This window comes from Abyssisolibacter sp. ZYX002, assembly GCF_056892235.1.
The window spans coordinates 16,539-28,313 of the sequence record NZ_JARMXH010000016.1; the positions used below are offsets into that span (position 1 = coordinate 16,539).

Sequence of the window (11,775 nt, forward strand, 5' to 3'; positions counted from 1 at the left end):
CCATATTATAGAAAATTTTATAAGCTAAAAAACAGATATAAGTAAACAGATGGTAAATGTTTAACCCCTTTTTCATTTCCACCCTAGTAACACCAACATGGAAGGAAATACAAGAAAAACAAAGAATTAAATTAAATAGAACACATAATGAGTTCAAACACAATAACTACTAATAAAAAGGGTTTAATTAAACTTAAAAAGGAAATAAATATGAAATCTAAAAAATTTTTAGGAATCGGTATTGTGTTGATAATTGTTGAACTTATGTTTTTTAACATTCTGAAATGAAATTTATTGGAGGTATAAAAGTCGCCTATCCTTTTTATGCGATTTATTTAATAACAACGGAAGTAATGTATGTTTTATATATAATATTCAAGAAAAAGAAAAAATAAAAAAAGACAACCTTTTTAAAGTTGTCAGCCGTATCAGAATTGAGACAGTTTTTTTACTTAAATTTAATTATACTTATCAGTCTTTAAAACAAATGCTGTATATTTTATTGTCACATAAGACACAAACAGTACTGAAATAATCATCTGAGCTATATATAAATACTTAAAAATCTCTATGTTTAACCCTGTTGCTCTAAAGTAAACGTACAATTTTTTTGTAGCAACTGCGCTTATTACAAATGGAAATGTAAATGCTGAATAACTAGGATAAAAATTGTTTCTTAGCAACTTAGGCATATTATAAATAGCATAGGTAAATGTAATAAAAGATAATAGTATTAAAAAATACAATATCACTTCATTTTTATCTTTAAATGCAGAGATATATCCTGCCAAACAAAGATTAGATGGTGCTGTAAAAATTGCTAAAGTAGGTAATGTCGCTTTTGTCATATCTCTATATTTATATACTCTATAAACTACAACTGGCAATATAAATAAATACCCTATAAATCCAAAATAGAACATACTTTTCCCAACAATTAGCTTATTAAAAGCTGGTGCAGTTACACTTGCCACTACTATACCAGCATATACTATAAAATAACTTGGAAACACCTTTTTTATATCAAAATTAAGCAAATATAATCTTGTAAACACAATAACCAGAGCAATATGGATAATTATAGCCAGAAACCATACTATTAAAGCTACCTTGCTATTAAAAGTTTTCATATATGTCGCTAGTATCATAAGACCCATTGAAAATGTCGGTAAAACACTTGCAACGACAGGGTTGTTTACGCCTTTTTTTAACGATTGGAAATCAATTATAATCTTAAATATCAGGCAAATAAAAATGAATGTAGCTAAAATGCCACAAATTTTTTTTAATACTTGATTATAACTAGCTAATAAATTTCCAATTGAGACCAATGCCAACATCAATCCTGATATAGGTAATGGTACTCTTTTAATAATGTTCATTAATAAGCTCTCTGTCTGTGTTTATCAGTTCTAATTCTCTTACTATTATTTCTGCAGTCTTCTGTGCAATCTCGCCAGTAAAAGATATACATTGCGACTTATGCTCTCCAGATCCCATATCCATCCCTTTTGTTTGTACGTGACAGCAAAGGCAACCATGATTTTTTCTAAAGCTTTCTTGTAACTCATTTGCAAGTTCTAGTGTTTTTTGAACTTTTTTATCTCCGCCTTTTTTTCTGCCAAAGAAATAACCTAATGTTAAAATACCTCCTGATACAGCTCCACATACACATTTTGATTTTCCTATTCCGACTGGGAACCCTGATGCCATTGCTATCATATCATCAGACATATCAATATTAAAGTTGTTCTTTATAGAATATACAACTGCTTCTGAACAATAAAAATTTCCTGCTCTAAATTCTTCTTCTGCATCATGCCTGATTTTACTTATACTAACTTCTTTTTTCACTTAATCAGCTCCTTTTAATCTTTTATCAAAAATATATCATATAATTTCTTTCATTAGAAATAGAAATAAATTATATCCAGATTACGTTTATGCAAAAGATTTATAGGTAAATATTGACGCAAATTATTGTATCAACCATAGATTTTTATATTTTTATTATAGCTTGTTAGTAGTTTAAATAGTAACTTTGGGTTGTCCATATTTAATATATCTATGTTTATTCTTTTGTTTCTTTTTATTACTACAACTACTATCCATCGTTTACTTTTAGGTTGAGGATTTATAAACTCTACCTCATATATATCATTTATTTTAAAATCGAAAGAATCTAATCCATCACAGTAATGTATGTTTTTATTGTGATACTCTAACTTTATCTTTGGATATATTTTTTTACGTTTTTTATGACACTCGTAGATAGCAAATATTGTTATTACGGTTCCAATAATGAGCATTCCCATTATATTGAACTTTCCCATATCAGTCTTTACTTTTGTTAATGCCCACAATAAATACCAAACTACTATCCCCATCACAATCAGGAGAATAATTATACCTATGGTTAACTTTTTAAAACTCTTTTTAGATACAACAAACTCATAATCTTTACTATAATCAAATCTTTTATCGATTATGGTCGTATTGTTATTTAATATCATAAATTCTTCTTTTAGTTTTTCGTAATTCATTTGTATTCTCCTAAAACTATCTAGTGGTCTAGTACATTATACACATTACTTAAATGCTTTAATCTATCCTGATTGTCATTACATCTGTTAATAGAATATTCCAAATAACTTATAAACTCCTCTACTGTTTCAAACGGTATACCTATCATAGAAAGTAGTCGTTTCATTCTTATTTTCTTTTCTCTTTTATCCATACCTTTCATACACCTTCTCATATAATCTACAAAGTTACCTGTGAGTATTTTTAGGTATTCAGTTTGAACTACGTCTTCACCATTTTCTATCATTCTTATTGATACTAAAGTCTTATCTTGAAAATAAGAAACAATTTTTTCTGTTACTCTCATCTGCCTAGATATATCGTGATTGTCCTTTATGTCTTCCATAATTAATTCTAATTCTTTATTTGCTACATTAAGCTCTTTATATAGCTTGTCTATCTCTTTGTTATTTTTCTTTATGTTACTATCTTTCTTACTATTTTCTATCTGTACGTCTAGTATATTTTCTTCACTAATTTGTACATCTACTAGAGTTAGTATAATTAGTTTATTTGTTATGATACCCATTAATCTTATTATTTCTGATAAGTCATATATTTCTTTGAACATTTGTATCATAGTTTCATGTTTTTTCTCTAACTTATCACTATCTATTGATTTTAACTTTGATATTTTTAACTCCTCTATAAAATAAAAATACTTATCAAACTTCATTCCATAATCAGTATAAAAATATCCTGCAAAATAACTCTTGTACATTGATATTAATTCTTTACAGTAATCTTTAGAGCTACTAGTAAAGTTTTTCAATATAGTTCTTTTTATATAACTAAAATACTTATCTTTAGTTATATACATTGGTAGAACCCTTACGACTTGTGGCATTTTTTGTTTTAAGAGTTTGGGGTTTTTGTTATTTATGTTTTTTATATGATTAGTTAGCTTCCTAATATTTATGTGTTTTATGTCACTATTTGAATTTGTTAGTTCAGAAAAAAATATTTCCTCATAAATATCTAACTCATTAGTATAAATAGATAGTAAAATATAAAGTTCTCTTATGTTCTTTCTAAGCAATTTATAGTATTTATAGTCGTTTATACTTATCTCTTTTATGTTGTTTAATAGTGATTTTTTTATCGACATAATGCTAATGTATTCATCTTCAAAACTCTCTAATAGTTTTTTATTGGAATTGATTTTATCTTCTAAGTTTATTATGTGATTGTGAATCTCATATACGGATATTTTAGCTATGATTTTCTTTACCTGATTGTTGACATCTAAGAATTTGTTAATTAATTCATTTTGATTGGTATTGTCCTTATCTTCTTTTTTATTCTTATTCATATAATCACCTTTACTATATATAATATATTCTATTTGCTGTTATAATCATTAATCGCCTATTTATAGTTTACTATTAGAAATACTAATTTTCAAGCTTATAGTCATAAAATAAGGGCAATCTTTTTAATTACAAATTGCCCTTTCAAGTTAACTTATTTTTTTATAAATCGTAATACATATCAAATTCTTTTGGATGTGGTATAGAGTTGATTATTTGACACTGTTTTCTAATACTCTTTATTTGATTATCTATTAATTCTTTTGTAAATACTCCACCTTTTAATAAGAATTCATAATCTTTTTCTAATTCGTCGGCTGCTTCATCTAAAGATTTAGGTAGGCTCTTTATTTTGCTTTTTTCTTCTTTTGGTAAATCAAATATATTTACATTTAAAGGTCCATATCCTTCTTCTTGTGGGTCTATTTTATTTAATATACCATCCAATCCTGCCATAAGCAATGCTGAATATGCTAGATAAGGATTACATGTTGCATCTGATGACCTATATTCAAATCTCTTAGTTTCTGGAGTGTTTGCATAACCTGGAATTCTTATTACTGCACTTCTATTGGACACTGCAAAACATATGCTTACAGGCGCTTCATAACCAGGAACAAGCCTTTTATAAGAGTTTGTACTAGGATTAGTTATACCACTTAATGCTGGTGCATGTCTTAATATACCTCCTATAAAATAAAGCGCTTCTTTACTTAAACCAGAGCACCCATCTCTATCATAAAAAATAGGCTCTTTATCTTTGAACAACTGCATATGCACATGCATTCCATTTCCTGCTTCCTTGTAAAGTGGTTTAGGCATGAATGTAGCTGTCTTATAATTCTGTATAGCTGTATTTTTAACTACGTATTTAAGTATCATTGTTTTATCTGCCATTTCTCTCATTTTACCATGCTCTGTTTCTATTTCTACTTGGCCTGTCCCACCTACTTCGTGATGGTGATACTTTATTTTCACATTTAAATCTTCTAATTTTCGTGTCATAATTGATCTTAAATCATTTGTGCTATCCATTGGTATATCAACATGATAACCTTTTTGATATGGAACTTTATATCCTATGTTATAATCATCGTCGTCCGTATTCCAATAAGCTTGCTGACTATCTATATTTACCTTTTGACTGTGAGGCTTATTGTCATATGATATATGATTAAATAAGTAAAACTCAAACTCAGGTCCAATGATATTTTCATCTGCTATACCTGTTTCTATTAAATATTGTTCAGCTTTTTGTGCTATGTATCTTGGATCCCCTTCAAACCTCTTAATTTTATCTCCTAGTGTATATATATCACTAATCATACTAATTGTAGGAACTTCGCAAAATGGATCTACAAACGCTGTGCTAATATCTGGTATGAATATCATATCTGATTTTTCTACTGTTAAAAAACCATAACTTGAACCGTCAAATCCTATACCTTCCGAAAACATCTTTTCGTTAAATCTTTCATATGGTATTGATAAATGATGCCATCTTCCTTTTAAATCGATTATTTTAAAATCAATTATTTTAATACCTTCTTGCTCACAATAACTTTTGATCTCATGTAAATTATTAAACAAAGCATTCCCCCCTTAAACAATTATGTAATTCTATAATATTGCAATAAAAGCAAGCTGTCAATATATACCTTTGGTATATTGTTGACAGCTTTAAATTTTTATTGTTCAGTTTTTATATTTTGTTAATGCTTAATTTAAGATTTTCACTTTTAATTACTTTAATATATCCTATTATGTCTTCTTCCACTTTCTTTAAGCTAGGGTCATTTATACTATAGAATCTAATAATTTTAAGTAATTCTTCTAACGTCTTAACAGATTGATTAAGTTTACCTAATTTATATTCTATCCATGTCTTATTAAGATATATTGTGCGCAATATTTCTGGATCTGTAGTTTTAGATTTATCATTGTATAGCAGGTTATTAATCATATCTAAAGCATCTTGTGACCTATTGTTATTGCAAAGATAAATAGCTTTTGTAAATATTACATTATAGTATTCTTTATCTTGTGCACTTACTTCCCACTTTTTAAAAACCTTATCTAATAATTCTGGATTTTTTGATTTAATAAACAGCTGATTAAATATAGATTTTACTTCACAGCCTTTTAAATCATCTCTAGTTTCATATTCTTTAATCATTTCATTTATAAACTGCTGTATGACTTCATCATTCACTAGATCATATTTTATCAGATAATAGTTTAAACCTATATTATTCCAATATCCTTCATCTTTAAGTGAAATAAGAGTTTTTAAAGGATTATCATCATAGTTTTTCTTTTCATCATATGGTATTGTCACTATAAAATCTAAATATTCAAGTGTTCTAAGTGCTTTAACATATTTTTTATCATCTTCTTTTAGTTTATCATTGCCAAAATAGTTCCCAAAATACATGAATTTACTATCATATATTCCTGTTACGAGTAGCATATTTTTTATAAATCCTTTTCCATATCCTATTTCCTTAAACAATCTTTTTATTAGTTTAGCTGATTCTGCTCTTGTTATATTTTTTTGGGGTTTAAAAGTATTATCAGCATAACCATTTATTATCTCATTGTTAACAAGATTCATTATCTCATTATAATATTTATAGCTAGGTAACACATCTTTAAATACTAAACCTTTTTCCTCTACAGCTGGATAATCAAAAATACTAATAAGCAAAGCTGCCTCATTTCTAGTTATATATTTATTTGCATCAAAAGTATTTCCTGCAAAAATATCTTCAAATTTTATGCCTGAATTACTATTAATGAACTTGTACATAGCTGCTATGTTCTTATAGCCCCAGTAAGACTCTTTCAAATCAATATATGGGCCTATTTGTTTTACTATAACTTTTTTAACTTCTTCTTTCTTCTCTTCTTTTGTATCTTTTTTTGTTTCTTCCTTTGGTTTTAGTGGCTCTTCTTTAATTATTTTATTTATTACCGCTGTTCTATATAATATACTTATGTATTCTCCTCTTGTTATATAATTATCTGGTTTAAATGAACCATCTTCGTATCCTTTGAAAAGTTCATAATCATTTGTAGCCCAGAATATCTCTTCTTCAGCCCAATGCCCTATAACATCAAAGAAAAACATGCTTGAGTAGATTGTATTAAAGCTAAATGTCAAAACTACCACTAAAAAAACCATTAATTTCATTTTCTTTTTCTTCATAAAATCACCCACTGGGTTTTGACCTCCTATTTTAATTCATGTACTAACTATTTTGAATAAGCTAATTATATCATAATAAAAATGTATTTGTTGTTACAAGTATATGACTAAAATTTAACATTTTATTTCAACTAAAAATCAAGACTACCTCGATATTTCATGAAGTAGCCTTTATTAATGATAATCCACTTTAGATACTTTTTTTATATTCCTCAAATATCCCTTTTGCGAGTATCTTCAATCCAAATGATTTTAGTTTCTCTATTATCAAGAATTGTAAATCGCCGAAATTACTAATACGATTATCTCGTTTTATATTCATTCTTAAGAATAGGTCTATAATATATTTACTTAAATACAATGTATAATACCTAATAGCTATTTCATCGATAATATCTACATAAAATGTGTTGTTTTCTATTAGCTTTAAAATATCATTACTACTATTCACTTCATTTTTACTCTCTGTTATATCCTCTACTACTTTCTTTTCTTTTTGAAGTAATTTCCCTTTCCCATACATACTCCAAGCTAACCCTAGGTACATTGAACAAAACACTTTAACTATTGGTATGTCCATTAACATACCTGCATCTATAAACTCTTTTAAGTCAGATTTAATTTTATCTGTAATAGACAATATAGCATTGTCTGTAAAGTTATTAAAAACAAGCATTATATCACTCTCAAATCTACTAATGCATATATCTTCAGCTTGACGTAGTAAATAATCAGAAAAATAAACTACATTCAAATTTATCTACCCCTTATATCCCTATGACATATTCTTTATCTCCCTGAAGTTTCTTGTATTAATGGTTTATATATTAATGATATTACGAATTGTTTGTACAATATCACACTTGTTTTGATATATTTACTCTATTGTTAATTATTTGAACCTCATTCTTGTTTATTCCGTATATTTCAAATATCAATGTATTTATTCTAGTTTCTATCATTTTAAAGTTATAGTCAGTATCACTCAGCTTTAAAAGCTCTTTGACATATGTAGATATTTCATCATGATACTTTACCTTAATCCCTAACTCCATTATCTTATTTGGATAATAATCATATAGATTTGCAGTCAGTTTTTTAGCTATGCATTTGAAATAGAACTCAAATAGAATTGAATTTAATATGCCTAGTAAATAGTATATTGAACAAACGGATTTCTTTACGCTTGTTAAGCAATAAATATCAGCACTATTTAAGATTCCTTCATCATCTAATGTAAACGTGTTAGCTTTACTTTTATATGGAAACATAAGTTTTTGCTTTATTAATAAATCAATATTTCTACCCCATTGTAGTTCGTGCCACCTTCTTATATTTCTTTTACATTCTCTTCGGTTATTTAATTTACTTTTATATGGTAATATGTGTCTGTGAATATTAGGGTACTTTGCTATATCTTTAATCTTATTAGTATAAATTATATATCTGTCTGTATTAATTTTGCAGTATTTATTTATTTGGCTATTCTTCACCCAAGGATATATCACATCTCGCTCAAGCTTTTCTTTTTCTATTGTTTCCATATCGACTACAAAAGCTTTATCACACCCTGTTATTATGCCCTGCTTACTTTCACAAATATCTTTCAGCCTATATTGCAATTGGCTATCTATCTTACCATAGAGCTTTTTTTCTTCTTCTTTTATCAAAAGCCACTTATCATCTATGAATTTATCAACTGTATATATATCAAAAAATTTATAAGGAAAACTAGACAGCTTTTTAACTTTGAAGCTGTTTTTATTTCGATATCTAATTATATTGGTTAAATAAAAAGCATTATCAGCTTTAGTGCAGTTTATTATTGCTGGACTTATACCTATTTTTTCAAACGCTTGATGTCCATAAAAGTCGATTATTCTATTTATAGACATATTATCTCTGAGAAAATTCCTCAAATATTTAGCTGAAGGTGCTTCTAGAAAATATCTTGAGGTAATGTATGTTAGTGTCTTTCCTGTTTTTAATAAATCGTAACCTATTTTGAAAAAGCAATAAGAAATATCTGATTTGTCTGAGAAGATTTCTGGAAATTTAAGCTTTAACAGCTTTTTGTATTCAAGTGGTAGTTTTTTATGTCCTATATATGGTGGATTGCCTATAACTAAATCAAAGTAATTTGTTTTAATATGTTCATTTTTTCCAATTAGTATATCTAGATGATACACATTAGTTCTTATAAACTTGTTACCTGTGTAACTCAGTAACAAATCGACTTTGGTTAGGAATACTGCGAATTCATCAATATCTGCTGCCCATAAGCAGTTCTCTATTATGTATTTTTCAATATCATCAAATATTGTGTTTTTATACTCTGGATGTTTATTCTGTATAATAGTTTTATTATGGATTAGTATACTTTTTAGTTTTCGCAGTAGTTTTGTGCAGAAATACCCTCCACCGCATGATGGATCTATAATTCTGGGATGTGGATTTGATATAATATCTTCGTTTTTTATACTTATGTCAATCATTTCATCTATTATATATGCTGGTGTATACACTTGCCCTAGATATTTTCTCTCTTTACTAGTAATAAAATCCTCATACAATCTTCCAAGAGAAAAACTATCTATTTCATTTTTATATCTATTTATTAATTGCTCTAACTTATATTGATGCTCTTTGTTTAAATATTTATTTTTTAGATACTTATTATTTGGATCTAATTTTATACCTTTTAATACTTCCTGCTGATTGATAGAATATCTGATGCACAAAAGTTTTATACCTATTAAATATATAACCGCTTTTTTTAAATCTATATATTCATCAATTTTATCAATAGCAATTTCTGATGTAATCTGTTTGATAAGAACTTTAAGTTTGTCTTTTAACATCTATCCACCTCAAATCATTACTATTAATTATTCGTATTTTGTTTTATAATTATTATATATAAAATTACTACATTAGTAAAATAAAACTGTAAAGTTATTATATAAAAGATTGAAATAGGAGAAATGACATGATAACAATTAAAGATAAAAAACAAATTGATTTTGACATCTGCGGTGAATTTAATAGGTTTATTAATTACAGAAACTACTGTTTTTTTGACATTGAAACAACTGGTTTTAGCGGGGCTAGAAATAAAGTGATACTTATTGGTATACTGTATTTTGAAAATAATGAGATTATAATTAATCAATTTTTTTCAGAGTCTCCTGATGATGAGGTCACTCTTTTAATAGAATCTCTAAAACTAATTAACAAATTTGATACTTACATAACATACAATGGTGATACATTTGATGTACCTTTTGTCAATAAACGACTGCAATATCACAATATAAACGAACAATTAAAAAAAGAAAATGGTTTAGATCTAATAAAAGTGGTTAGAAAAAACAAGCAAATCTTAGGGCTTGAAGATTGTAAGCTGAAATCCGTTGAAAAATGTTTGGGAATATATAGAGATGACAAAATTTCTGGAAAAGAAAGTATTGATTTATACAAAAAATACGTGAAAAAACCTAGTACTGATTTATTAGAAACAATACTAAAACATAACTATGATGATATTTACTATCTCCCTCAGCTTCTAGGAGTATATCCTATCATCTCTGAACATAAGTTTTTTTCATACGATTTTTTATTTAATGATAATAATATATGCATAAACTTTAATTTAGATGAAACAATCTTTGATAAAAATACAATGTCAGTTAAAATAAAAACTTCTCCTTTATCTATACCTAAGTTTATACATTATAGTGACTTATATAATCTAGAATGGAATTTTGATTTAGGCGAGTTAACTTTAGACATCATTATTAATAAGGGAAAACTGACAAGTGGCAATAAATGCTTGTATATTGATTTGGAGTATATTGATTCATATATTTATGATACGTCTACTCATACTCTACCTAGTAATATATTGATTATTAAGGAAAAAAATGCTTTGTATTATGAAAACATAAAGCAACTTTTGAATTTTATCTTTGAAAATGTATTTACTACTTCTGATATTACTTCTGCATGATGCAAAATACATATATCTTTAAGTTACACTATGTCAAAAGTCAAAACTGGTCAGGCTTTTGACTTTTTATAACGCAAAAAACTCCTATTTAAAACAAATAGGAGATATTTTCTAATGGTGGGCCTTCAGGGATTCGAACCCCGGACCTACCGGTTATGAGCCGGGCGCTCTAACCAACTGAGCTAAAGGCCCACATAAGTTATATGTGGTAGGACTAAGTGGACTCGAACCACCGACCTCACGCTTATCAGGCGTGCGCTCTAACCTGCTGAGCTATAGTCCTATAATAAAAAAATGGTCGGGGTGGCAGGATTTGAACCCGCGGCCCTCTGGTCCCAAACCAGATGCGCTACCAAACTGCGCTACACCCCGTTTTTATTTTATATTAAGTTAAATGGCAGGGGTAGCAGGACTCGAACCCACGGCGCTTGGTTTTGGAGACCAACGCTCTACCAACTGAGCTATACCCCTATATGGTGGGCCTTCAGGGATTCGAACCCCGGACCTACCGGTTATGAGCCGGGCGCTCTAACCAACTGAGCTAAAGGCCCAAATTAATAATAATTTGGTTAATGGCGGAGAAGGAGGGATTTGAACCCTCGCGCCCCGTAAAGGACCTACTCCCTTAGCAGGGGAGCCTCTTCAGCCACTTGAGTACTTCTCCA

9 protein-coding genes and 6 tRNA genes are annotated in these 11,775 nt (G+C 28.1%); 1 reads left to right on the forward strand and 14 read right to left on the reverse strand.

The genetic code is table 11. The annotated features are described in order from the left end of the window. Positions 1-458: 458 nt before the first annotated feature. The 8 genes from P3X86_RS20655 to P3X86_RS20690 all read right to left on the reverse strand — a co-directional run bounded on the left by P3X86_RS20655 (position 459) and on the right by P3X86_RS20690 (position 9,962). On the reverse strand, positions 459-1,382 hold the full coding sequence (locus P3X86_RS20655; RefSeq protein ID WP_483294641.1) for a TDT family transporter: 924 nt from the start codon (positions 1,380-1,382) through the stop codon (positions 459-461). Then, on the reverse strand, positions 1,369-1,854 hold the full coding sequence (locus P3X86_RS20660; protein ID WP_483294642.1) for a C-GCAxxG-C-C family protein: 486 nt from the start codon (positions 1,852-1,854) through the stop codon (positions 1,369-1,371). Before P3X86_RS20660 ends, P3X86_RS20655 begins: the two co-directional genes overlap by 14 nt. A gap of 131 nt (positions 1,855-1,985) precedes the next feature. Then, positions 1,986-2,543 carry a hypothetical protein gene (locus P3X86_RS20665; protein ID WP_483294643.1) on the reverse strand — a complete coding sequence of 186 codons (558 nt, stop codon included), beginning with the start codon at positions 2,541-2,543 and terminating at the stop codon, positions 1,986-1,988. A gap of 20 nt (positions 2,544-2,563) precedes the next feature. Beyond that, positions 2,564-3,895: a hypothetical protein gene (locus P3X86_RS20670; RefSeq protein ID WP_483294644.1), complete on the reverse strand. Its 1,332-nt coding sequence runs from the start codon at positions 3,893-3,895 to the stop codon at positions 2,564-2,566. A 160-nt stretch (positions 3,896-4,055) separates the two neighbouring features. Further along, positions 4,056-5,483, reverse strand: coding sequence for a type I glutamate--ammonia ligase (gene glnA, locus P3X86_RS20675; RefSeq protein ID WP_483294645.1), 1,428 nt, complete (start codon positions 5,481-5,483; stop codon positions 4,056-4,058). A gap of 112 nt (positions 5,484-5,595) precedes the next feature. Continuing rightward, positions 5,596-7,113 (reverse strand): S-layer homology domain-containing protein, encoded by a 1,518-nt coding sequence (locus tag P3X86_RS20680; RefSeq protein ID WP_483294646.1) that lies wholly within the window; start codon positions 7,111-7,113, stop codon positions 5,596-5,598. A 178-nt stretch (positions 7,114-7,291) separates the two neighbouring features. Beyond that, positions 7,292-7,855, reverse strand: coding sequence for a hypothetical protein (locus tag P3X86_RS20685; protein ID WP_483294647.1), 564 nt, complete (start codon positions 7,853-7,855; stop codon positions 7,292-7,294). A 103-nt stretch (positions 7,856-7,958) separates the two neighbouring features. Continuing rightward, positions 7,959-9,962 carry an Eco57I restriction-modification methylase domain-containing protein gene (locus tag P3X86_RS20690; protein WP_483294648.1) on the reverse strand — a complete coding sequence of 668 codons (2,004 nt, stop codon included), beginning with the start codon at positions 9,960-9,962 and terminating at the stop codon, positions 7,959-7,961. A 128-nt stretch (positions 9,963-10,090) separates the two neighbouring features. Between P3X86_RS20690 and P3X86_RS20695 the strand changes: the two genes are divergently transcribed. Then, positions 10,091-11,110 carry a ribonuclease H-like domain-containing protein gene (locus P3X86_RS20695; protein ID WP_483294649.1) on the forward strand — a complete coding sequence of 340 codons (1,020 nt, stop codon included), beginning with the start codon at positions 10,091-10,093 and terminating at the stop codon, positions 11,108-11,110. 115 nt (positions 11,111-11,225) lie between these two features. On the opposite strand, the gene P3X86_RS20700 is transcribed toward P3X86_RS20695, so the two are convergent. The 6 genes from P3X86_RS20700 to P3X86_RS20725 all read right to left on the reverse strand — a co-directional run bounded on the left by P3X86_RS20700 (position 11,226) and on the right by P3X86_RS20725 (position 11,774). Continuing rightward, positions 11,226-11,302, reverse strand: a tRNA-Ile gene (locus P3X86_RS20700). A gap of 14 nt (positions 11,303-11,316) precedes the next feature. Beyond that, positions 11,317-11,393, reverse strand: a tRNA-Ile gene (locus tag P3X86_RS20705). A 12-nt stretch (positions 11,394-11,405) separates the two neighbouring features. Continuing rightward, a tRNA-Pro gene (locus P3X86_RS20710) sits at positions 11,406-11,482 on the reverse strand. 23 nt (positions 11,483-11,505) lie between these two features. Next, positions 11,506-11,581: transfer RNA gene (locus P3X86_RS20715), tRNA-Trp, on the reverse strand. A gap of 3 nt (positions 11,582-11,584) precedes the next feature. Continuing rightward, positions 11,585-11,661, reverse strand: a tRNA-Ile gene (locus P3X86_RS20720). A gap of 22 nt (positions 11,662-11,683) precedes the next feature. Then, a tRNA-Ser gene (locus P3X86_RS20725) sits at positions 11,684-11,774 on the reverse strand. Position 11,775: the final 1 nt, after the last annotated feature.